The sequence below is a fragment of the Vibrio kagoshimensis genome, from assembly GCF_050337535.1.
Lineage (GTDB): Bacteria > Pseudomonadota > Gammaproteobacteria > Enterobacterales > Vibrionaceae > Vibrio > Vibrio gallaecicus.
Genome location: NZ_JAKJSZ010000010.1, coordinates 158,628 through 182,511 on the forward strand (window position 1 = coordinate 158,628; position 23,884 = coordinate 182,511).

At 41.1% G+C, this 23,884-nt stretch carries 20 protein-coding genes and 2 tRNA genes; 11 read left to right on the forward strand and 11 right to left on the reverse strand.

Translation table 11 applies throughout. From position 1 onward, the window contains the following. Nucleotides 1–157 precede the first annotated feature (157 nt). Nucleotides 158–1,063, reverse strand: coding sequence for a hydrogen peroxide-inducible genes activator (locus L4C37_RS11705; RefSeq protein WP_137374982.1), 906 nt, complete (start codon nt 1,061–1,063; stop codon nt 158–160). Between the two features lie 208 nt (nt 1,064–1,271). Between L4C37_RS11705 and L4C37_RS11710 the strand changes: the two genes are divergently transcribed. The 5 genes from L4C37_RS11710 to L4C37_RS11730 all read left to right on the forward strand — a co-directional run bounded on the left by L4C37_RS11710 (nt 1,272) and on the right by L4C37_RS11730 (nt 5,657). Beyond that, nucleotides 1,272–1,880, forward strand: coding sequence for a peroxiredoxin C (locus tag L4C37_RS11710; protein WP_137374983.1), 609 nt, complete (start codon nt 1,272–1,274; stop codon nt 1,878–1,880). A 348-nt stretch (nt 1,881–2,228) separates the two neighbouring features. Further along, the gene (locus tag L4C37_RS11715; protein WP_429768671.1) at nt 2,229–2,972 is read left to right on the forward strand and encodes a copper homeostasis protein CutC; all 744 of its coding nucleotides are present in this window, start codon (nt 2,229–2,231) and stop codon (nt 2,970–2,972) included. Nucleotides 2,973–3,074: 102 nt separating this feature from the next. Continuing rightward, complete coding sequence (locus L4C37_RS11720) at nt 3,075–4,004, forward strand: LysR family transcriptional regulator (RefSeq protein WP_137374985.1); 930 nt, start codon at nt 3,075–3,077, stop codon at nt 4,002–4,004. Between the two features lie 135 nt (nt 4,005–4,139). Continuing rightward, complete coding sequence (locus L4C37_RS11725; RefSeq protein WP_429768672.1) at nt 4,140–5,015, forward strand: YadA C-terminal domain-containing protein; 876 nt, start codon at nt 4,140–4,142, stop codon at nt 5,013–5,015. Between the two features lie 144 nt (nt 5,016–5,159). Further along, entirely contained in the window at nt 5,160–5,657 is a 498-nt protein-coding gene (locus L4C37_RS11730) for a hypothetical protein (RefSeq protein WP_429768674.1), read from the forward strand. A 9-nt stretch (nt 5,658–5,666) separates the two neighbouring features. On the opposite strand, the gene phoU is transcribed toward L4C37_RS11730, so the two are convergent. The 4 genes from phoU to L4C37_RS11750 all read right to left on the reverse strand — a co-directional run bounded on the left by phoU (nt 5,667) and on the right by L4C37_RS11750 (nt 11,243). After that, nucleotides 5,667–6,365, reverse strand: a complete 699-nt coding sequence (gene phoU, locus L4C37_RS11735) for a phosphate signaling complex protein PhoU (protein WP_137374987.1) — start codon at nt 6,363–6,365, stop codon at nt 5,667–5,669. Nucleotides 6,366–6,413: 48 nt separating this feature from the next. Continuing rightward, a complete protein-coding gene (pstB, locus tag L4C37_RS11740; protein WP_137374988.1) occupies nt 6,414–7,232 on the reverse strand; it encodes a phosphate ABC transporter ATP-binding protein PstB in 819 nt (272 codons plus the stop codon). Nucleotide 7,233: 1 nt separating this feature from the next. After that, the gene (pstA, locus tag L4C37_RS11745) at nt 7,234–8,925 is read right to left on the reverse strand and encodes a phosphate ABC transporter permease PstA (protein ID WP_429768676.1); all 1,692 of its coding nucleotides are present in this window, start codon (nt 8,923–8,925) and stop codon (nt 7,234–7,236) included. Between the two features lie 98 nt (nt 8,926–9,023). Further along, nucleotides 9,024–11,243 carry an ABC transporter permease subunit gene (locus L4C37_RS11750; RefSeq protein WP_429768677.1) on the reverse strand — a complete coding sequence of 740 codons (2,220 nt, stop codon included), beginning with the start codon at nt 11,241–11,243 and terminating at the stop codon, nt 9,024–9,026. 200 nt (nt 11,244–11,443) lie between these two features. Here L4C37_RS11750 and ppk1 point away from each other — a divergent pair, with 200 nt between their 5' ends. Together ppk1 and ppx are read left to right on the forward strand one after the other, a co-directional pair. Next, entirely contained in the window at nt 11,444–13,543 is a 2,100-nt protein-coding gene (gene ppk1, locus L4C37_RS11755; protein WP_429768678.1) for a polyphosphate kinase 1, read from the forward strand. Next, complete coding sequence (gene ppx, locus L4C37_RS11760; RefSeq protein ID WP_429768679.1) at nt 13,530–15,104, forward strand: exopolyphosphatase; 1,575 nt, start codon at nt 13,530–13,532, stop codon at nt 15,102–15,104. The genes ppk1 and ppx overlap by 14 nt, the downstream gene beginning before the upstream one ends. Before the next feature lie 41 nt (nt 15,105–15,145). Here the strand turns inward: ppx and L4C37_RS11765 are convergent, their stop codons facing one another. The 3 genes from L4C37_RS11765 to phoB are packed head-to-tail and all read right to left on the reverse strand — an operon-like array spanning nt 15,146 to nt 18,134. Continuing rightward, nucleotides 15,146–16,117, reverse strand: coding sequence for a PstS family phosphate ABC transporter substrate-binding protein (locus L4C37_RS11765; protein ID WP_429768680.1), 972 nt, complete (start codon nt 16,115–16,117; stop codon nt 15,146–15,148). Next, the gene (gene phoR / locus L4C37_RS11770; protein WP_372266718.1) at nt 16,114–17,409 is read right to left on the reverse strand and encodes a phosphate regulon sensor histidine kinase PhoR; all 1,296 of its coding nucleotides are present in this window, start codon (nt 17,407–17,409) and stop codon (nt 16,114–16,116) included. The genes L4C37_RS11765 and phoR overlap by 4 nt, the downstream gene beginning before the upstream one ends. Before the next feature lie 35 nt (nt 17,410–17,444). After that, complete coding sequence (phoB, locus tag L4C37_RS11775; protein WP_137374995.1) at nt 17,445–18,134, reverse strand: phosphate regulon transcriptional regulator PhoB; 690 nt, start codon at nt 18,132–18,134, stop codon at nt 17,445–17,447. Nucleotides 18,135–18,327: 193 nt separating this feature from the next. On the opposite strand from phoB, the gene rdgC reads away from it, so the two are divergent. From rdgC to L4C37_RS11790, 3 genes are all read left to right on the forward strand, one after another. Beyond that, nucleotides 18,328–19,242 (forward strand): recombination-associated protein RdgC, encoded by a 915-nt coding sequence (gene rdgC / locus L4C37_RS11780; protein WP_137374996.1) that lies wholly within the window; start codon nt 18,328–18,330, stop codon nt 19,240–19,242. Nucleotides 19,243–19,448: 206 nt separating this feature from the next. Beyond that, nucleotides 19,449–20,852 (forward strand): prephenate-dependent tRNA uridine(34) hydroxylase TrhP, encoded by a 1,404-nt coding sequence (gene trhP, locus L4C37_RS11785; RefSeq protein WP_137374997.1) that lies wholly within the window; start codon nt 19,449–19,451, stop codon nt 20,850–20,852. 2 nt (nt 20,853–20,854) lie between these two features. Further along, nucleotides 20,855–21,109 carry a YfhL family 4Fe-4S dicluster ferredoxin gene (locus tag L4C37_RS11790; protein ID WP_137374998.1) on the forward strand — a complete coding sequence of 85 codons (255 nt, stop codon included), beginning with the start codon at nt 20,855–20,857 and terminating at the stop codon, nt 21,107–21,109. A gap of 7 nt (nt 21,110–21,116) precedes the next feature. Here L4C37_RS11790 and mepA read toward each other — a convergent pair whose 3' ends face one another. After that, nucleotides 21,117–21,935 carry a penicillin-insensitive murein endopeptidase gene (gene mepA, locus L4C37_RS11795; RefSeq protein WP_429768682.1) on the reverse strand — a complete coding sequence of 273 codons (819 nt, stop codon included), beginning with the start codon at nt 21,933–21,935 and terminating at the stop codon, nt 21,117–21,119. A 186-nt stretch (nt 21,936–22,121) separates the two neighbouring features. Here mepA and L4C37_RS11800 point away from each other — a divergent pair, with 186 nt between their 5' ends. Then, on the forward strand, nt 22,122–23,396 hold the full coding sequence (locus tag L4C37_RS11800; RefSeq protein ID WP_429768683.1) for an erythromycin esterase family protein: 1,275 nt from the start codon (nt 22,122–22,124) through the stop codon (nt 23,394–23,396). A 206-nt stretch (nt 23,397–23,602) separates the two neighbouring features. Here the strand turns inward: L4C37_RS11800 and L4C37_RS11805 are convergent. Both L4C37_RS11805 and L4C37_RS11810 read right to left on the reverse strand, forming a co-directional pair. Next, a tRNA-Trp gene (locus tag L4C37_RS11805) sits at nt 23,603–23,679 on the reverse strand. A gap of 34 nt (nt 23,680–23,713) precedes the next feature. Beyond that, nucleotides 23,714–23,790 (reverse strand) — tRNA-Asp (locus tag L4C37_RS11810). Between the last annotated feature and the right edge of the window lie 94 nt (nt 23,791–23,884).

Consider the following 23,884-nt stretch of genomic DNA (forward strand, 5'->3'; position numbering starts at 1 on the left):
GGAGAAAAAACTGTAAAACACTTTATGTGAAATTTTACTATTGTATGAAAGGTTTAAAAGCTAAAAGCTGTAAAATTTTACAAGACAAAAAACACCAACAGAGTTTTATACTAAAAAACTCACCTTTTACAGTGAGCTTTTTGTATAAGACCAACCGCTAAAGTAGTTCAGATACCACTTCTGCTAATTGACTGAATGTTTCTTGTCTAGAGGAACTCGGACGCCAAACTAAACCAATATCACGATAAGCTTGCTGCCCTGGTGGGTCTATCACAACCAAATTTTGATTTTCAAGCAAGCCATGGTCTATTGCCATTTGTGGAATAAAAGTAGTCCCTAGACCATTCGCAACCATTTGAACCAGAGTATGTAAGCTCGTCGCAGTAAATGGGTTTATCTTTTCTTTATCAGTTAACTTACAGGCAGATACCGCATGCTCAGTTAAGCAGTGTTCATTTTCTAGTAAGAAAACAGATTCATCAGGTAGATCATCGTATTTAATAGGGACACGTATTCCATCAGCTTGGCTACGGCTAATCACCATTCTAAAGGGGTCCTGCCCAACAACTTTACTTTCCATGTTGGCTATGTCGACAGGTAAAGCAAGAATAAGTACATCCAACTCACCATGTCTCAGTGCAGCCAATAAGTTAGTCGTCGTATCCTCTCTGAGTAATAGCGTTAACTGTGGGAAGCGTCTGTTTACCTCTTGAACGAGGTCACATAAAAGAAATGGTGCAATAGTAGGTATACACCCGACTTTTAGCTGACCTTGCATACCGTCACCTTGGCATAGAGTTCCAAGCTCAACTAAATCTTGTCCCTTTGCTAATAGTTCACGACCATGCTTCACCACCAGCTCACCAGCCTGAGTAAATACAAGTGGGCTTTTCTTATCTTTCTTTTCATACAGAGGGCATCCAATCAACTCTTCTAAGTTTTGGATGCCTTTACTGAGTGTTGATTGGCTCACAAAGCAGCGATCGGCAGCATCACTAAAGTGACGAGTTTCATGCAGCGTAACGAGATAATGAAGCTGTTTAAGACTGGGCCATTTATTCATGAAATTACTTTGTAATATGAGTAGGATAAATTAAATGAAGGTCAATAGATGGGCGGTAAGGATAGATAACAACCTAATCGCTTTTTTCGATTAACTTAATCTATTTAATTCGCTTTTTTCTATAGTAACGTTTGTACTATAGTTTGTCGCGTAGAAACGAAAGCCCAAACAAAGATGTTTGGACATTAAATTTTTAGGAGATTCCAAAATGGTACTAGTAGGTCGTCAAGCCCCTGATTTTACTGCTGCAGCTGTTCTAGGTAACGGCGAAATCGTTGATAGCTTCAACTTCGCAGAATTCACAAAAGGTAAGAAAGCTGTAGTTTTCTTCTACCCACTAGACTTCACATTCGTTTGTCCTTCAGAGCTAATCGCTTTTGACAACCGTCTAGAAGATTTCCAAGCTAAAGGTGTTGAAGTAATTGGTGTTTCTATCGATTCACAATTCTCTCACAACGCATGGCGTAACACTGCTATCGCTGATGGCGGTATCGGTCAAGTTAAATACCCACTAGTTGCTGACGTTAAGCACGAAATCTGTAAAGCATACGATGTTGAGCACCCAGAAGCAGGCGTTGCTTTCCGTGGTTCTTTCCTAATCGATGCTGACGGTCTTGTACGTCACCAAGTAGTTAACGATCTTCCACTAGGTCGTAACATCGACGAAATGCTACGCATGGTAGACGCACTTAACTTCCACGAGAAGAATGGTGAAGTTTGTCCTGCACAATGGGAAGAAGGTAAATCAGGTATGGACGCATCTCCAAAAGGTGTTGCAGCATTCCTATCTGAGCACGCTGACGACCTAAGCAAGTAATTACCTCTTAAGCCCGAACTCAACGCGGGTTAATGGTTGGAAGACTCTCTATAAAGAGAAATAAAGCATAAGCTAATAGCGCAAAGCGCACCGCCAATCAGTTAAGAAGTAAAGTCCTTATTAAAAGCCCGAAGTTAACGCTTCGGGCTTTTTTATATTCCCTCTACTGCCTTCAAACTATTCAAAACTGTATTCGCAATATTTAATTGAAATAATAGCTAATTGGAATAGTTTAATTGGGGTAGTAACAAACCCAAACTTTACCTCTATTTTCCTCCCACAACACCTATTCAGATTCGTATCTAGATTGCTATTATTTCATGAGTAACTTTTAAACGGATAAATAAAATGAACACCGAAATTGAAGTCTGTATCGACAATTTAGAATCTCTCCATAACGCACTATCTGGTGGCGCTAATCGAATTGAACTGTGCTCTTCATTAGCACTTGGTGGGTTAACGCCGAGCTTGGGAATGATGAAGCAAGCTGCAAGAATTTCTTCTGTTCCGGTGTACGCAATGATACGCCCAAGACAAGGTGACTTTATTTTCGATGATGATGATATGTTCTGTATGCTTGAAGATATTGAAGCTTGTGCAAGCTCAGGACTGGATGGTGTAGTTTTAGGAGTGCTGGCGCCTAATGGAAGTATTGATATGCCGAAAATGTATAAACTAGCTAACAAAGCACACTCATTAGAGCTAGGAATTACATTTCACAGAGCCATTGATCAAAGCTCTGATTACCAAACTGCGTTAGAGCAGGTCATTACACTTGGATGTAAAAGAGTCCTAACATCAGGGCTTGCTACTAATGCTGAGCAAGGTATCGATATATTGTCAGATATGGTCAAGCAAGCTGATGGGAGAATCGACATAATGGCAGGAGCGGGAGTCAATGCAACAAATGCTAAAATGATTCAAAACACCACTCAAGTACCTGCGCTTCACCTTTCAGGTAAATCGACAAGACCAAGCCTAATGGAAAATAACTCGAGTGCTCAAATGGGAAGTAGTGACATTGATGATTATCAGATCCCAGTAACCGACGCTAACAAGATATCTGATATAAAAGTGGCTCTCACCGCTTAAGGGAATAGTCACTAACACAAATTCAAAGATAACCTCGCTGACTAATTTAACCTACTGACGTATATTAGACTTTATGACGCGGCAAACCTTTCATGGATAGATATGGCTAAAGACTTATTCAGCTCTCTTGATTTAAACCTATTACGAACATTTCTTATTGTTTATCAAGAAAAAAACACCAGAAAGGCTGCTGAGCGACTTTTTGTTTCACAGCCTGCTGTCAGTCAAGCTCTCCAAAAGCTAAGGCACCACTTTAACGATGACCTTTTCGTCAAAGTCCATGGTGGTTTGCAGCCTACCGCTTTCTCAGAACAGCTCACCAATGAAATAAAGCCGTTCATGGACGGTCTATCTGTCGCGATTAATACATCGAATATATTTGATCCAAAAGATATCGACTACACACTCAAAATTGCTCTATCACCTATCGTGTTATCTTGTTTGTCTGGTTCTTTATTTAGAATGATAAAAGATCAAGCACCCAATGCGAATCTAGAATTAGTATCTTGGACCAGTGCTTCTGTTTCTGATATTCAAAAAGGTGAGGTATTGATGGGTGTCAGTTACCTTGGTACCAATACGAGCAAAGAAGTTTATACGAAAAAGCTGATTGAGCTGACGGGACGTATCTTTGTAAGAAAAGACCACCCTTTAAAACAAGATAGTATTACTCCATATGATATGGCTGGGTACGAGATAGCCTCATTAGTCACACCAGGCTGGAACGATAACCATAGCTTAGCGTCAGACATCCTAACTGAGCTTTCTATTGAGCATAATGTTGGTTTTCGTAGTGAGTTAATTATGGCACTCATTGACGTCATTCAGCATACAGATATGTACATGCCACATTCAAACCTTTTTCCAGTTGATAGTTACCCTGCCCTTCGTGGAATCGATGTGTTGCTCGATGGTGATTCTCCAAAAACTCCCGTTTATTGCCACTTACATACTAAAAACAGAAACTCCTCCTTAGCCAACTGGCTATTTGAGTTAATACAAAAAGCACTATCAACTCAGGTTAATAAGTAATGCTTATTATAGAGATACGAATATCTACTTAGCCTAAAATTAATACTCTGTTTAATATCTACTCCATCGACACGGAGTCAACCATATTAAACGTAGTAAGGATGCTCAATATTAAATTTATTGAGAGTGTAATCAATGAAAAAGTCAATTATCGCAGCATCACTAGCAAGCCTATTTTCTCTTCCAGCTCTAGCTCAAAACGACATACAAAATCCAGTTTGGGTTGACGCAGTTAATCCAATTGAGCAAACCCCGACTCAGCCTGTATTACCAGGTCAACCAACGTTACCAGACGCTAGTCACCCTATTGAACTGCCAAAACCAACGCAGCCAATTGAGCAGACTCCGACTCAGCCTGTATTACCAGCTCAACCAACATTACCAGACGCTAGTCACCCTATTGAACTGCCAAAACCAACGCAGCCAATTGAGCAAACACCAACTCAGCCTGTATTGCCAGAGCACCCAACATTACCAGAGCCTAGTAACCCTATTGAGCTGCCAAAACCAACGCAGCCAATTGAACAAACACCAACTCAGCCACAGTTGCCAGTTCAACCAACGTTACCAGAGCCTACTCAACCACCTGTTGATAATAGCCCTGAGAGACCGCAGCCAACGACGCCATCAAACCCTATTGAAGGAGATGATATCGATGTACCTGATATTTCGGGACCAACTGAAGCTGAACGTAGTTCTGATTTAGAGCTTGGCTTTCAAGCAATGGCGGAAGAGTACAATCAAAAATTCAATGAACACCAAGAACAAATGGATGGGATTAGAGCAAGTATACATGCTGTAACTAACGCAAGACCTTTTGTCACTAACGGCGAGTTCGCGATTGGAGCAGGTGTAGGATTTGCAGGTTCTAAAGAAGCATTAGCACTGGGTGGAGCATATGGCATCAACGAGAACCTTAGTGTATCTGGTACATTGAATTATGAAACATCTGGTAAGTATTCATCTTCTGATGTCTCTGGCGGCGTAGGTATTCAATACAACTTTAAGTAACACTCTCTCCCCTACTAAGGATGGTGGGGGAAACCCTAATCAAATTAATTAACTAAGTTGAACGGACCTAAGTTGCATCAAAGCCGTTCAACTATATGGATATTCACCTTGCCATGGTTGGCCACAGATCTCAGTGGTATCAATATGAAATTCAAAACAGCACTTCTTGTTACAGCTCTAACTTCTTGCCCAATGCTTGTTCATGCTAATGGTTTACACCTTTCACCAGAACTAAAGATTGGTTCTTATCATGGTTTTGGAATGCAAGCAGGTATTACTGATGTGGCAAATCTAGGTGCGGTTTACCTAAGCTATTCTCACCTTTGGTATGACAGCGATCGATACGATGAAACTGTCGATGCGTACCGAGTTGGTATCCAAAATATGTTTGGAAGTAACCAGACCCACGGTTTTCAAGCTGAGATCGGTATAGCAAGTTATGACGGAACCAAAACACGCAATGGCGAAGTTGAAGAGAAGACAGCACATGGATTAAGCCTAGGCGGTGCCTACGTGTACCAAGCGACACCAATGCTTGGACTACGAGCAGGTGTTGATATGAATATATTTGATCACAATAAGACCTTTGTGCCGTATGACACAACTATCAATGTTAACCTTGGTGCAATTATTCGCTTCTAAAGTTAAAACCTACTTCAGTGCGTCATCTAGGCTTTGATCACCTAGATGGCGTACGTCTTTACCCTTCACAAAGTAAATAATGTATTCGCAGATATTTTGGCAACGATCTCCCACCCGTTCAATCGCTCGGGCTGACCACATCACCTGCAAAATATTTGGGATGTTCTTAGGGTCTTCCATCATATACGTCATTAATTGTCTAATGACAGCCTCGTATTCCGCATCCAACTTATCATCAAGCTTATGAACTTCTGCCGCAGCATCGACATCCATACGAGCAAAAGCGTCCAACACTTGATGCAGCATGGTGATTGCCTGACGGCAAAGAGGCTCTAACGAAACATGAAATTTTTGTTCTTTGGTCGAAGGGATCTCTATCGCACCTTGAGCTATTTTAGAGGCAACATCACCAATTCGTTCTAGATCGGTAATCGTTTTGATGATCGCCATTATTAAACGTAAATCTTTAGCGGTAGGCTGACGTTTAGCAATAATTCGAGTACAAGCTTCATCAATGGACACTTCCATCGCATTCACTTTATGATCATCACGTATCACTTTATTTGCCAGATCAGCATCATCCTTGTGAAGTGCCTGCATCGCAAATGACAGTTGTTGTTCCACTAAACCACCCATCGTAAGCACATGAGTTCTAATAGCTTCTAGTTCAACATTAAACTGCCCTGATATATGACGACCAAATTGCATGTATTTTCCTTAGTTTAAATATTTCCCGATATAGATATTGCCAATAAATTAACCATACCTACCTGTAATATAGTCTTCGGTTTGGTTTTTCAATGGCGAGGTAAAGATAGAGTCAGTATCTGAGTATTCGATCAATTTTCCCATATGAATAAAGGCAGTATGATCACTAACACGGGCAGCTTGCTGCATGTTATGCGTAACAATTACTACAGTATATTGTGTCTTAAGATCGTTAATTAACTCTTCAATAGTTAACGTAGAAATAGGATCCAGAGCCGATGTCGGCTCATCAAGTAAAAGAACCTCCGGCTCAATAGCAACAGCCCTAGCAATAACCAAACGCTGCTGCTGACCACCAGATAGACCAAAAGCATTTTCATGAAGTCGATCTTTTACTTCATCCCATAAAGCTGCAGCTCTTAAAGAACGTTCTACTGCATCATCTAAATCTCGGCTGTTACTGACACCTTGTAGCCTTAAACCATAAACAACATTTTCGTAAATCGATTTAGGAAATGGATTAGGGCGTTGAAAAACCATACCCACTCGACGTCTTAACGTCGCGACATCAACCTTAGGGTGATAAACATTATTCCCATAAAGCTTCACTTTTCCTGAAACTTTACAGCCTTCCACTAAATCATTCATACGATTAATGCAGCGTAACAATGTCGACTTCCCGCACCCAGAAGGTCCAATAAATGCTGTCACTTGCCCTTTAGGAATATTCATTGAAATATCGTCAAGCGCTTGCGTCTCTTTATAGTACAAGTTCAAGTTCTCTATCGAGATAGCGGTTTCATCTTTCGTTAGGTTATGCACGTCTAATGGCGCTTGATAACCCAAAGTTTCATTAATCGAAAACATCTTAATCTTGTCCTAAAGTACGATACTTTTCACGCAGGTTATTTCGGATATTAATTGCCGTTAAGTTAAGCCCAACAATCACTGTAACCAACAAAAATGAAGTGGCATAAACAAGTGGTCTTGCAGCTTCAATATTAGATGTTTGGAACCCAACATCATAAATATGGAAGCCTAAATGCATGAACTTCCTGTCTAGGTGAATGTACGGGAACTGGCTGTCTACAGGTAGGCTCGATGCGAGCTTAACTACACCCACCAGCATTAATGGTGCAACCTCACCTGCAGCGCGGGCAATTGCCAAAATTAACCCCGTAATGATAGCAGGGCTCGCCATAGGCAAAATAATCCGCCATAGCGTTTCAAATTGTGTCGCACCCAACGCCAGTGAACCATGACGCACAGCACTTGGGATCCGAGTTAAACCTTCCTCTGTCGTCACAATCACTACAGGCAAAGTCAGTACTGCTAAAGTAAGTGAAGACCAAAGTAACCCAGGAGTACCAAAGGTCGGGGCCGGTAAGCGCTCAGTGTAAAATAATGAATCAATTGACCCACCAATGGTATAAACAAAGAAGCCAAGCCCAAAAACACCATAAACGATAGAAGGCACTCCGGCTAAGTTTATGACAGCAATTCGGATTATTCGTGTCAGAGCATTCGTTTTTGCGTACTCATGAAGATAAATAGCCGCAACAACGCCTAAAGGCATCACAACGATCGACATTAATATAACCAGTAAAACCGTGCCAAAGATTGCGGGGAACACGCCACCTTCAGAGTTAGAATCTCGAGGGTTTTCCGATAAAAACTTCCAAACCTGCTTGCCCCAATGCGTCACCTTTTCAGGATAAGTCATTTGGTTCGGATACCAATAATCTAAAATATGGCTAAGTGGAATTTCAACCGTTTCCCCTGTCATATCTACGACAAGTAAAGCTTCGATATTCAGCTGTTTTCTTAATTGCTCTAAACGTAACTCCGCATCCATTAACTGACTATTCAATTGTTCCTTTTTCAATGTATAGGAACTGAGGTATTCGTCAGTTAACTGCTCATTCAGTTGATGCTTACGCTTTTCTAACCTTAACTTTTCTAATTGCCAGCTTATATCACGGATTTCTTGATCTACAATTCTCGACGTTTCATCTCGAAGTGTGTCTGAAAACGCTAAACCACGTACCAACTCTTGATCAATATTTTGTGTGCGGATACCTGATGCGGTTTTAAAGCCGACCGGTTTGCCAAAGAAATACCCACCTCGGCTTCGTTCAATAACAGCCCACTCTTTAGGCATTGTAGGCTCAAGTAGGTCTACTTCCAGAATGGCGACAAAATCGGCAGGGTAAAGCTCTCGATTCGCTACTTTAATACTTAACCTACGGACAAAGCCGCTTTCGATGCTCTTCGCCGAGAATTGGCTTAGGTCCCCTGAAATTTGTTCGATAGGTATATATTTACGCTCATAAAGTTGACCAATCAGTACATCATTAGTCGAAACATCGGCATCAACCCCTGAGACGAAAGACTCAGTATCGACTTGAGTCTCCCACTGGTATAGCGGTGCAGGCCAAAAGTAAGTAAGCCCTTTCCAGCCAATCAATAACATCAGCCCCAGTACAGAAAGCATACTAATGCTGACTGCACCACCCGTTAACCAAATCCACGGAGAGCCGGAGCGAAACCATTTAATCATCACAAAGCTCGCTCGTAGATATAGCGCAGCCTACAAAATTGTAAATTAAGGTAGGTGTAGAGGTAACCTTTTCTAAGGTATTAGATAAATAAAATAATCTATAAGGCACGGTACTTATCTCTTAATCGCTGCCTTACCCACTCTGCAACAGAGTTTACAGCAAAGGTGAATATGAAAAGTAGCAAAGCAGCTAGGAACAATAGACGGAAGTGAGAGCTGCCCACTGCAGACTCAGGAAGTTCTACCGCGATTGTTGCAGATAACGTCCTCATCCCTTCTAGAATATTCCAATCCATAATAGGTGTATTACCTGTCGCCATAAGTACGATCATAGTCTCACCTACAGCTCTCCCTAGCCCCATCATTACTGCTGAAAAAATACCAGGGCTAGCAGTTAGTAGTACGACATATATTAATGTTTGCCATGCAGTAGCACCGAGAGCAAGTGACCCATCAGAAAGGTGTTTCGGTACAGAGAATATGGCATCTTCAGCGATAGTGAATATTGTAGGGATAACAGCAAAACCCATTGCAAAGCCGACAACCAGTGCATTTCTCTGGTCAAAATCAATACCATAATTAGCCAACATTAATCGTAAGTCTCCATTAAAGAAGAGAGTCTCTATTTGGCTTCCAAAAACAAACACCAGCAATGTCGTAATAATTAGCATCGGAATCAATATCAATGCATGCCAACCATTGGGGAATCTACCAGTAATATTTTCAGGCAGATAATACCACACCAAACCAACCACTAATGTGCTCAACGGCAGCAGTATGAGTAAAGAAAATACAGCTGTTAAATGGGTTTCAACAATGGGAGCAAACCATAGACCAGCCAAGAAACCAATGATAACGGTTGGTAAGGCTTCCATTAATTCAATCGACGGCTTTACTACCCTCCTCATTCGAGGCGACATAAAATAAGCGGTGTAAATTGCCCCAAGAACCGCAATAGGAACAGCAAAAAGCATCGCATACATCGCGGCTTTTAGCGTGCCGAAAGTGATTGGAACTAGACTGAATTTCTCTTCAAAATCATCACTAGCAGAAGTAGATTGCCAAACATATTGAGGTTCTGGATAGCTTTCATACCAAACCTTTTGCCACAACGAAGAAAAAGATATTTCAGGGTATTCATTATCGACCTTAGCAACACTGATTTTATTGTCACTAAAAGTCGCTAAATGTAATTCGTTATTAGACATCGCAGCCAGTTGAGGGGATTTATCAAATGCTCTTTCAAACATCAGTAACTTTTCACTGGTCGTGTAGTGACTCTGCACTGTGCCGTTTTTATAAAAGCTATAGAAACCCTTGCGATAAGTGTCTGGCAAAATAAACTGCACAGCTTCAGCTAATTGAAAATCACGAATATGAGTAAGAGAGCGCTTCTCATCATTCAACACATCAAACCACTGAGACACTTGGCCATCAATATGAGTCACCAGTAATGAATACGCACCCGACAGTAAATTAAAGGTTTTCACCGCGTGTTTTTCATCATTCAAACTTAAATCGATAACTTCACGGATATTGAATCCAGTATCACTATTCGTTAATACTGCTAAATCAGAGCCGTCCCTTAAATACAACGTTCGACCATCAGGAGTCAGTTGAATTTGATCCTGATAACCAAACTCATCAGAAAGCCATTGGCTTGAGATTTCGGAAAACTCACCAGCAGGGTTAACAACATAAGACTTAATCAATAAACGTAAGTCAGAGAATTGAGCTGCGATGGTTAAGTTTCGGCTGTCCAAAGAAAATGTAAATTGTTGAATAATAGTTGAAGCTTCAGGTGGAGAAAATGCAACCAAGCTTTGAGTTGCTTGTAAAAGCTCAATGGTTGGGGTGGTCGTTTTTTCTTTTTGAGTCAGAGGTGCACTATATTCAGGAGAGAAAAACTGAATGTGCCCCTGATTGTTCGCAAATGCATACCAATTGTCAGACGCAATCGAACGAGAAAATACAATAGGGCTATCAATAATGGATTGTGTGAAATAAGGATCACTGCCTTGCGCTTCAAGATCCCAAAACTGAACAGAACCAGACTGTTCAACAGTAAATGCGTGCTTGCCGTATTCGTCAATGGAAAGAGCAATAGGTTGCTCTACGTGAATAGATTTTTCAACTTGCGCAGTCTGTAACCCAGCATCAGCAAATACAGGCAATATAACGATAGCGAGGTACACGAAAATTAAAACTAAAGCCGCTAACACACTAACGCCGCCGCAAGTCACTGAAAAGCGAACAAGTCGATCTTTCAACCATCTTTTTTTGTCGCGTTCTTTCAATGAAAATCCGGCTGGAGCCATGTGTCTATCTACCTTTTTTGAGCTATTGTCATAATATGTCTATCACATGACAATTATATTACAGCCTGCATTAAATAACTGAAAATAGTGATAAGTTTTATGCAAATTGTAGAATGAAATAATACCGTAATAAAAATCACATATTCTGCTTATTTTTATAATTTGATACCCCACTCTCGTCAGGACAATCAGGATGATTTATGAACGCTGAAAAACTCTATATCGAAAAAGAACTGAGCTGGTTATCCTTTAATGAAAGAGTCTTACAAGAATCAGCAGATAAAACCGTTCCATTGATTGAGCGTATAAGATTTTTGGGGATTTTTTCCAACAACCTAGACGAGTTTTACAAAGTTAGATTTGCCAATGTCAAACGTAGAATATTAATCAACCAAGAACACGGTATTAACGACAATTCAAAACACCTGCTTACCAAGATGCAAACCAAAGTGCTTCGACTCAACCAGCGATTTGATGCCCTCTACAATGAGCTGATCCTTGAAATGGCTAGACGCCACATATTCCTAGTCAACGAAACCCAACTTAACGACTTCCAAAAGAAATGGATTCGAAAGTATTTCAAAAAAGAAGTTCAGCCTCATATCACTCCTTTATTGATGACTGATGAAATCGATTTACTTCAATTTCTAACCGATGAGTACGCTTACCTCACCGTAGAACTGCAAAAAGAAGAGCAGTCTAAATACGCTCTAATTGAAATCCCAACCGATCATCTGCCCAGATTTGTCATGGTCCCTGAACAAAAAGGAAAGCGACGCAAAACAATCATCCTGCTAGATAATATCATTCGTTATTGTATCGAGGATCTTTTCAAAGGCTTTTTCGATTACGACGAACTAAATTGCTACGCAATGAAAATGACACGTGATGCAGAGTACGATCTAGGATTTGAAGTCGAGCACAGCCTTTTAGAACAAATGTCAGAAGGGGTTGCCCAGCGCCTAAGTGCCATGCCCGTTCGCTTCGTTTATGAAGAAACCATGCCTAAAAACATGCTTAAATTCCTGTGCGAAAAACTTGGCATATCAAACTACGACAGTTTAATACCAGGGGGGCGATACCATAACTTCAAAGATTTTATTGGATTTCCCAATGTTGGGCGTGAGTATCTAGAAAACAAACCTTTACCCCCAATGACTTGTGCTGATTTCGATAATTTTGATAATAATTTCGATGCAATAAGAGAGCAGGATATTTTACTTTATTATCCTTATCATACTTTTGATCACATCACTGAATTAGTTCGCCAAGCTTCCTTTGATCCAAAAGTGATCAGCATTAAGATCAATATCTACCGCGTGGCTAAAAATTCAAAGTTAATGAATTCGCTTATTGATGCTGTCCACAATGGCAAAAATGTAACCGTTGTTGTAGAGCTGCAAGCGCGCTTTGATGAAGAAGCCAATATTGAATGGTCACGGATTTTAACTGATGCGGGGGTTCAAGTTATTTTCGGAGCACCAGGGCTAAAAATACACTCTAAGTTACTTTTGATTAGCCGCCGTGAAAATCAAGAAATCACACGATATGCTCACATTGGTACGGGCAACTTTCACGAAAAAACCGCTCGTATCTATACTGATTTTTCATTACTCACTGCAGATCAAGATCTCACAAATGAAGTGCGAAATGTTTTTGGCTACATTGAAAACCCTTACCGCCCTGTTAAATTCGACCACTTAATTGTTTCCCCTCGTAACTCTCGAAAAAAACTCTATCAACTGATTGATGGTGAAATAGCAAATGCAGAAGCTGGCAAGAAAGCTCAAATAACATTAAAGGTAAACAATCTTGTCGATAAAGGGTTAATCAATAAGCTATATAGTGCGAGTAACGCTGGCGTAAATATTAGAATGATCATCCGCGGTATGTGCTCACTCGTTCCTGGAGTTGAAGGGGTAAGCGAAAACATAAAAATAATCAGCATTATTGACCGTTTTCTAGAACACCCGCGAGTTCTAATTACCCACAATGATGGTGATCCACAAGTCTATATATCTTCTGCCGATTGGATGACTCGGAATATCGACCACCGTATTGAAGTGACAACACCAATACGTGATGGACGTTTGAAACAACGCATCATCGATATTGTAAATATTCATTTTACCGATACAGTTAAGGCTAGATGGATCGATAAAGAGATGAGTAATAGCTATGTTCCGCGTGGAAATAGAAAAAAACTACGCTCACAAATCGCTATCTATGATTACCTCAAGTCAGTTGAAAAGAAATCTAGAAAAGCCAGGGAACAACAGTCTGAAGATGAGCAAAGCTAAGAAGATACAAGCAACCCTACCCGAGAAGTCTCCAGATACAGCCTCTACGGATGCGCTTGCTTCTCCCAAAAATATTGCAGCCATTGATTTAGGTTCTAATAGCTTTCATATGGTCGTGGCCAAAGTGGTAGGGCAAGAATTACAACTTGTTAGTCGGCACAAGCAGCGAGTTCGCCTTGGCGCTGGATTAGACGAACAGTCGAACCTAAGTAATACAGCCATAGCCAGAGGGTTAGAGTGTCTATCAATGTTCGCAGAACGCCTTCAAGGCTTTGAACTTGAAAACGTTCGAATTGCGGCAACTCATACCCTTCGCCAGGCCAATAATGCCCATATATTTATTCAACGTGCGAGAGAAGTACTCCCCTTCCCTATTGAAGTCATCCCCGGAGAAGAAGAAGCGAGATTGATTTATCTAGGTGTCGCGCATACACAGCCTGAATCCGAATCAAAGCTTGTTATCGATATTGGTGGAGGCAGCACTGAGCTGATTATCGGTAAAGGTTTTGAAGCGAAGCTCGTTAACAGCAAACAAATGGGATGCGTGAGTTTTACTCAAACCTTTTTCTCTAATGGCAAACTCACACCTAAGAATTTTTCAAAAGCCATCATCGCCGCTCAGCAAAGGCTTGAGCCCCTTGCTGCTCAGTATAGAAAGAAAGGCTGGGAGACAGCTCTAGGGTCTTCAGGCACAATCAAAGCAATTAAAGAAGTGCTTAGTAAGCTTGGTTATGATGATGCAATCATTACTGAGAAAAGACTGAGGCACCTGATTGACGTGCTTTGTGAACAAAAGAATATTGAACAGATTGAGCTAAAAGGGCTCACTGTCGAACGACAGCCTGTATTTGCTGGCGGGGTAGCAATATTAACCGCCATATTTAAAGATCTGAAAATCAAAGAAATGCACTTCTCTGATGGCGCATTAAGAGAAGGTCTCCTCTATGAAATGGAAGACAGTTTTCAACGTTCAGATATTCGTATGCGTACCACGGAAAACTTAGCAGTAAAACATTTAGTGGACTTAGAACATGCAACTCGAGTGAAAAATCGGGCAAGTGTATTCCTAACACAAACAAGAGAGTCATTGTGCATAAAAAGCGAAAGCCAACTGTTTGAATTGCTTGATTGGAGTGCACTATTACACGAAGTAGGGCTTAGTATTAGTTTCCAAGGCTTCCACCGCCATTCAGCCTACATACTCCAGCATACCAACATGCCAGGCTTTAATAGTGAACAACAATTACTTATGGCAACTTTGGTTCGCTTTCAGCGCAAAGCTTTGAAATTACAAGATATGCCAGAGCTTAGCCTATTTAAGACGAAAAGTGTCATCAGCCTGATTCGTATTTTGCGTTTAGCGATATTACTCAATGGTCAAAGAAATGATGCACCAATGCTCAACATCCAACTTAACATTATAGATAAAGATCACTGGCAACTGAGCTGCGATGATAATAACTGGCTTGAAGATAATAAGCTTTTAGCTGCCGACCTATCTAGCGAACAAGAGCTCTGGAGTAATATTGACTGGCAGCTTAGCTTTGAAGGCATAGACTGATCGTTTGTGAAATTGAAATTGAAACTTAAATTTAGGGCTAATTATAGCCCTACTTTCATTAACTCCTGCTTTGCAAATTCAGGCGGAATCGCTAGATAGCCATCTTTCTCAACGAGTTCCTGCCCTTGCTTCGAGTATATAAACCTCAAAAACTCTCTTTCTACTGGTGATAAAGGCTTTTCTGGGTGCTTATTCACGTAAACAAATAAAAAACGTGAGAGTGGGTACTCACCATTCAAAATACTATCCCGAGTTGCATTAACGTACTTATCACCATATTGGGCAATAGGAATTAGCTTAACGCCAGCAACACGGTAACCAATACCAGAATAACCAATACCATTAATAGAGGAAGCGACAGACTGAACGACAGATGCAGAGCCTGGTTGTTCATTCACTCGATTTTTAAAGTCACCGCCACATAAAGCGTTTTTCTTAAAGTAACCATATGTCCCAGAAACCGAGTTTCTTCCAAATAGTTGGAACCGTCTTTTAGCCCAGCTTTGTTCTACCCCTAACTCTTCCCAGTTTGTTATCGAACGAGTAGAACCACAGCGTAATGTTTCTGAAAAAATAGCATCTATCTGCCTAAAATTAAGCCCATCGATAGGGTTATCTCTATGAACAAATAGACCTATAGCATCAATAGCGACTTTTAACGCTGTCGGTTTATAGCCATGCTCTCTTTCAAAATTTTCAATTTCACTTAAACGCATGGGACGGCTCATGGGACCTAATTGAGCTGTTTTCTCCGTTAATGCAGGTGGAGCAGTCGCCGAACCAGAAGCTTGAATTTGAGCATTCACATTCGGGTAGTAAGATTTAAACTCTTCGATCCACAACGTTGTCATCCCAGCTAAAGTATCAGACCCAACAGAGAGTAGATTGCCCGAAATTCCAGGTACTTTTTTATAAGTAACAAGTTGTTCGGTTTCATCAGCATTATCCGCTAACACGAACCAAGAGAGCAAAGATAAAGACAGTGCCCAGACATAGCTTAATCTTATTTTCATACTGTTAACCGGCTTGGTAAAGTGAATGAGAATCGGCTGCCAACACCAAGATCACTTTGAATTTCTAAATGAGAATCATGGTGAGTAAGAGCATGCTTTACAATCGCTAAACCCAAACCACTACCGCCAGTATCGCGAGAGCGAGCTTTATCTACTCGATAAAAACGTTCTGTTAATCGGTGAAGGTGCTGAGGTTCAATACCATCTCCGGTATCTGACACTTCCAAGCAAGCGCCTTGGCTAGTTTGATACCAGCGAACATTCACCTGCGCACCTGCAGGTGTATATTTAACAGCATTATAAACTAGGTTTGAAATTGCACTGCGAAGCTGATCTTCATCAGCTAAAACACGTAAACTTTTATCAATATCAAAATTCAACTGATGCTCTAATTCACCACTTAAACTTGCCGCTTCTTTTTCCAAAACTTCCAACATTGCTGGCACATTCACAACTTCATCCAACTCATGCATGGGCGCTGCTTCAATTTTAGATAAGGTCAGTAGTTGATTAACTAAGCTATTCATTCTGTTCAGCTGTTCAGTCATCACACCGTGAGCTTTTGGCCACATAGGACCAACAACCATGTCCGGATCTTCAGTCATTTCAAGATAACCTTGAAGTACCGTCATTGGTGTACGAAGTTCATGAGAAACATTGGCAAAGAAATTACGGCGCATCCCTTCTAATTGCTTCAATTGAGTAACATCACGTACGACCATCAGGTGCTCACCTTCAGTGTAAGGCACGATACGTAATTCCAGCATACGCTCAACATTCAATGGAGAAGGCATTTCTAGAGGTTCGGAAAAGTCTTGCTTATTTATGTATTTGATAAAGTCGGGAGTGCGGATCAAGTTTGAGATCGGCTGACCAGAGTCATCAGGCCAACGGAAACCTAGTAGATATTGGGCAAGTTTATTACACCAAACAATGTTACCTTCACCTCGGAATACCACAACCGCATCGGGCAAAGATTCCGCACCATTTCTAAAGCGGCGAATAAGGTTGGTTAGCTCTTTACGTTTTCTACGCTGTCTTTGCTGAAGCCGGTAAAGCCCGTTAAATAAGGACTCCCAGTTACCTGAACCCGATGGCGGTGTTAAACGCTTTTCATCCCATAACCAAGCAGACAAACGCATTTGGTTATGTAGATGCCAAGAAAGTTGTAAAACGGTAGCTGCCAGTAATAGCCAAGGCATATAACCGAATATCCAACCAATAAAAACCCAAGGGGCGTAAAAAAAAGCCAGCTCCCAAGCTAGCTTTTTCCAGGTTAACCTTTCAACCATTCATAACTCCGAAATGGGGTAGGATCAGACAAGTACTAAGCTTTTGTCGAAAAACGATATCCAGCACCGCGAACTGTTTGAATTAATTTATCATGACCTGCGGCTTCTAGAGCTTTACGTAAACGTCGAATATGCACATCCACAGTTCGATCTTCTACGTAAACATTCGTGCCCCAAACATTGTTCAGCAATTGTTCACGGCTATAAACACGTTCTTGGTGAGTCATAAAGAAGTGCAGCATTTTGAATTCGGTTGGTCCCATATCCACAGGGCCTTCGCTTGCGGTAACACGGTGTGATACTGGGTCTAATTTGAGACCTTGTACGTCAATCACGTCTTCCAATGCAGTTGGTGTAACACGGCGAATAACCGCTTTTAAGCGAGCCACCAACTCTTTTGGCGAAAATGGTTTGGTAATGTAATCGTCAGCGCCAACCTCTAAACCGCGCACTTTATCTTCTTCTTCGCCACGCGCAGTCAGCATTACAACGGGAATGTTACGAGTAAGCTCTTCACGTTTCATGTGCTTGATAAAGTTAATACCGCTACCACCAGGTAGCATCCAGTCTAGCAACACTAGATCAGGGAAAGGTTCACATAGCTTATTTACCGCGGTATCGTAATCTTCAGCTTCTACAGCTTGATAGCCCTTTTGCTCAAGTACAAAACACAACATTTCACGAATTGGTGCTTCGTCTTCAACAACCAGAATCCTTCTCGACATAATTGAGTAGCCTTAGTATTTAATCAACGCATTGCATTATCTGGTTTAATTATGACACTTTTGTGACCTTTGAAAACAAATTTTCATATAACTGTCTCAAACATTTCACTTTTAATTTTTATTGCAGGTATAAGACAAATGAAGAGAAATCTCCTATGATGAGCGTCTTCAGATAAAGGTATGAGAAATATTTATGTGGTTTAAAAATTGCCTAGTATATCGCTTCAATCGTGATATCGACTTCAATGCAGATAAGCTAGAGAAACAACTTGAAGAGTTCCGTTTTACACCTTGTGGTAGCCAAGACAAACAAAAGTTTGGGTGGGTACACGCAATGGGTAGACATGGCGATATGATGACGCACCTATCAGAAAACCGCATTCTTATTTGTGCTAAGAAAGAAGAAAAAATGCTTCCAGCGTCAGTCATTAAAGAATCTCTTAATGCAAAGGTAGAAACGCTTGAAGCAGAGTCTGGCACGCCTCTTAAAAAGAAAGAAAAAGACAGCTTAAAAGAAGACATCATCATTGATCTTCTTCCTCGTGCATTCAGCCGCAGCAACTTCACTTACGCGCTTATCATGCCGAAAGAAGGCTTTATTGTTGTTGATGCTAGCAGCTACAAAAAAGCAGAAGATGTTTTGGCACTTCTTCGTAAAACAATGGGTAGCCTACCTGTTGTCCCAGCTATCCCTGAGCAAGCAATTGAGACGACTCTAACTGAGTGGGTTCAATCAGGTAATACTCCTCAAGGTATTACTATGCTTGATGAAGCAGAACTAAAATCAATCCAAGAAGATGGCGGTATTGTTCGAGTTAAGAAGCAAGAACTAGAAGCTGATGAGATTAAGAACCACATTGAAGCCAACAAAGTTGTGACTAAGCTTCTGATCAACTGGCAAGATCGCATTGAGTTCATTCTTGCTGAAGACGGCAGTATTAAACGCCTCAAATTCAGTGATGAACTAAAAGATGAGAACGACGACATTCCTCGTGAAGATCAAGCTGCACGTTTTGATGCTGACTTCTCACTTCTTTGTGGCGAATTCAGTGTTTTCCTTCCTAATCTATTTGAATCTTTGGGCGGGTTAACGCAACCTAACGCTTAATATTTGATATTTTAAGCTTAGGTGTCGACGGCACCTGAGCTTATTTTCTTCTACATTCCTTCTTATCTTTACCTCTCCGAACTCTTCTTAATACCATTGCTATCTTTAAGGCTATCAACCAAGCTCATTTTAGCGTAAAATTTGCGCCCCTTTGATATCACTTGGTGGTATCAACCTGACTTGAGATCAGATTAGAGAACGAAGCAATGACGACACAAAAACCATTTGTACCTGAACTATTATCACCGGCAGGAAGCCTGAAAAATATGCGTTATGCATTCGCCTACGGCGCAGATGCAGTATACGCTGGCCAGCCACGTTACAGCCTTCGTGTTCGTAACAACGAGTTCAATCACGAAAACCTACAAATCGGTATCGATGAAGCTCATGCTCAAGGCAAAAAGTTATATGTTGTATGTAACATTCAGCCGCACAACTCTAAATTAAAAACATTCATTCGCGACCTTAAACCAGTTGTAGATATGGGTCCAGACGCACTTATCATGTCTGATCCAGGCCTTATCATGATGGTTCGTGAAGCTTTCCCAGAAATGCCGATCCACCTTTCAGTACAAGCAAACGCTGTTAACTGGGCGACTGTTAAATTTTGGTCTACTCAAGGCGTTGAGCGTGTGATTTTATCTCGTGAGTTATCACTAGAAGAAATCGAAGAAATCCGCGAACACTGCCCAGAAACAGAGCTAGAGATCTTTGTTCACGGCGCACTATGCATGGCTTATTCAGGTCGTTGCCTACTTTCTGGTTACATGAATAAACGAGACCCGAACCAAGGTACTTGCACTAACGCTTGTCGTTGGGAATACAAGACTGAAGCTGCGAAAGAAGACGAAAACGGTCAGATCGTTGAAGCTAATCCAACTGGCGTTGAGATCCAAGATGTGGAAGTGCAAAACGAGCGTCCAGACAACACACTAGGTCTTGGCAAGCCAACTGATGAAGTTGTTTTACTTTCTGAATCACATAAACCAGAAGAGAAAATGGCAGCGTTTGAAGATGAGCATGGGACTTACATCATGAACTCAAAAGATCTTCGCGCAATTCAGCACGTTGAACGCCTAACGAAAATGGGTGTACATTCGCTGAAGATTGAAGGTCGTACTAAGTCTTTCTACTACTGTGCGCGTACAGCTCAGGTTTACCGTAAAGCAATTGATGATGCTGTTGCGGGTAAACCATTCGATGAAAGCCTAATGGGTACGTTAGAAAGCCTAGCTCACCGTGGCTACACAGAAGGCTTCCTACGTCGACACACTCATGATTCATACCAAAATTACGAGTACGGTTACTCTATATCTGATACTCAACAGTTTGTAGGTGAATTTACGGGGAAACGCCGCGGTGAATTAGCGGAAGTTGAAGTAAAAAACAAATTTCTACTTGGTGACAGCTTAGAAATGATGACACCAAAAGGTAATATTGTGTTTAAGCTAGAGGTAATGGAAAACCGAAAGTCTGAAGCGGTTGACGATGCTAAAGGCAATGGGCATTTTGTCTTCATTCCTGTGCCAGCAGACCTAGATTTGGAATACGGTCTACTAATGCGTAACTTGAGCAAAGGTCAAGATACGCGTAACGCTTCAGGTAAGTAATAATGGCACTGCTGATTCAAGATAGCTGCATTAACTGCGACATGTGCGACCCAGAATGTCCTAATGGTGCTATTACTATGGGTGACGAAATCTATGAGATTGACCCCGCGCTATGTACTGAATGTAAAGGGCACTATGATAAGCCGACGTGCCAATCTGTGTGCCCAATAACAAAATGTATCATCACAGATCCTAATAATATTGAGACTGATGAAGAGCTTCTAGAAAAGTTCGTTATCATACAAGGAATGACATAGTCTTCCCTTACTCTCTCAAAAGAGCCTGACAAAGTTCAGGCTTTTTTTTCGCCTTCTTAATGTAATTTGGTTTATCAGCAGGCTGTCCTTTCTTTGGTTTCCAACTTGCAAGTTCTTCACCGCAACCATCACCTTCTGGCGGTTGTGCTTGTTCAACACAGTGTATATCTTCTTCAGAACATTTAAGCCTAATATGCATATGAGAATGATGTCCAAACCATGGTCTCACTTTTCTCAGCCACTCTCTGTCATCTGGGGTTTCAGTTGCGCATAACGCTTCTTTAATCACTGGATGGACAAATATTCTAGCCACATCTTCCTTTATCGCAGCACTCTTAACTAAGTCAAAATGATACGGCTTCCAATGACTATTTATTCGGTAATTAGGTATATCAACTACACTCGTCGCTCGTGGATTCTCTAGTTCTTTTTCTGACATAGGTAGCTTTGTAACTCTGAGCCAAACATCAATATCTAAGCCCGTTTGGTGACTGCTATGCCCAAAAGAAAATAAGCCCCCCCTGGCCATAGCAATATCAGCGATCAATATTCTAGGCATTCCTTTTTCCTGCAACTCCTTAGCTAAACTTTGAATGAAGGTGATGGTATTAGGGTGAGCGTAGTGACGTTGCCTTTGGGGGCGTATAACTTGGTATCCCTCACCTTGCAAAGGAAGAGTGTCAGCACCAGCAAGGCAACCATTAGCATAACTGCCTATAGATTGAGTGGATTGTGTAGAGGGTGTGGTAAAACTTTCCCACGGAGTTGCCAAAGAGAAAGTGCTAATAAGCCAACAGCCCAGAAATACAGTTATAAAACGAAACACAAGTAATCTTCCTTAATTTCAACACTTCATCATAGTCTAAAAATGAATTTTAGATTAATTCTTATACAATGCTTACCGCAAAACACAAATATAAATTAAGAAATAAGTCGCATATTATAAAATCCCTTCTAAACAACTCACCAAGCATAGAGTGGAATACCTTTAAACAATCTAAAGGACTAAATAATGAAAAAATTAAGTTTGATTGGGCTTACCCTATTAATGGGATGTAACAGTGATACAGAAAACATCACAATCGAACATTCACCACTCGAAAGTACAAGCTTCATCTATGGTAACTCAGACCTTAGACAATTTGTCAGCGCGACTGCTGGTTATGACTTTATTGGGTTAGGTGAAGCTAGTCATCAGGGCTCTAAAGCCTATAGCTACAGAGCACGGATGTTAAAAGCCCTCCATGAAGAAGGTAATCTTGACTTCATAGCATTCGAAGCAGGGTTATATGATGGATTAGCCGCATGGCAAAACTATCTAACTGATGAGCAAAACTTGCTGGACGCGGTTACGGGACCTGATGCCAATTATATGTTCGGACACCGCTATAGTGCAGAGTTATCACATTTGTTTAATTATGTAGATCAGTTACCGAAAGACACTACCCCACTACTACTCATTGGATACGATGCAAGAATCAACAGCGATCCAGGGTGTAGTGTCATGTTCGATGAGTTTGAAAATTATTTAGTCTCCCAATCTTTATATCAAGAAAGCTTCGCCACCATTAAATCATTATCTCCGATAATGATGTGCCCTTGGTATGCAGACCGAGATTTCACTGTAACTGATCATCATCAGCTAACTTCACTTCTATCTGAATTAATCTCCACCCTTACGACTCAGAAAGAACTTGAAATGATTCCAGATTACGATCCGACATCACCTAGAGAATTTAGAAACTACGCATCATTTTGGTTACAGGTAGCGAAAAGCTTATCAGCTCATAGCTACTTCCAAATAAACGGATTAGAAGATGCTTTTACTGATAATCAATCAGCTGAAAACATTCGCTGGTTAAGGGAGGAGTGGTTCAACCTGCCAGATAGCGGGCAAACAGCCATATGGGCTCACAACATTCACGCCATACCTATCCATGGTTCAGTAACAGATGCCATCCATAAACGGTATCCTGATAAATCAACTTATAACGTGATACAACTGACTTACCGAGGGCGTTTAGCCGCTTACACCCCAGATAGTTCGCAGTGGGCAATTAATACCGTGCCTTATTATTCAGAAGCAAGGACAGTTAACCATTCACTATTCAGCTTAGGTTTTCCTGATACTTTCATTGATTTTAAATCTCAATCAACATCAACAGCTTTATTCAATCAGCCTCAAACGATTCGATTCGCAGGTGGTAGCCTACCTGTCTATACTCCGACATCAATTGCTGATGGGATTTTATTTATCCCACGAGAGGTTCCTGCTGTTGCTCGATAACGAGAGCAACAGCGGTAATTGGTGTCATATTCTTATTTGATATGAGCTGAAACATACCTTGCTATTGTTCTTAAACTTTTTCGAAATGGATCAGATAATTTTTTGGGAAGGGAATCAGTATAAAATGATATTCGTTACATTGAGAAGAGCAAATACAGATTGATAGATGCAAAAAAGCCTCAGCATTTCTGCTGAGGCTTTAAATATGGCAGGGGTGGAGAGATTCGAACTCCCAACACGCGGATTTGGAATCCGCTGCTCTGCCAATTGGAGCTACACCCCTATTTCAGTTTTAAAGAGCTGAAACTCTGAATAAGTGGCGGAGTGGACGGGACTCGAACCCGCGACCCCCGGCGTGACAGGCCGGTATTCTAACCAACTGAACTACCACTCCGCAGTGGTCAACTCACTAAGTGAGCGTCCATATCTCCAGGTTGGTCAACCTAAAGATTATAATTTAAAGCCTGGCGATGTCCTACTCTCACATG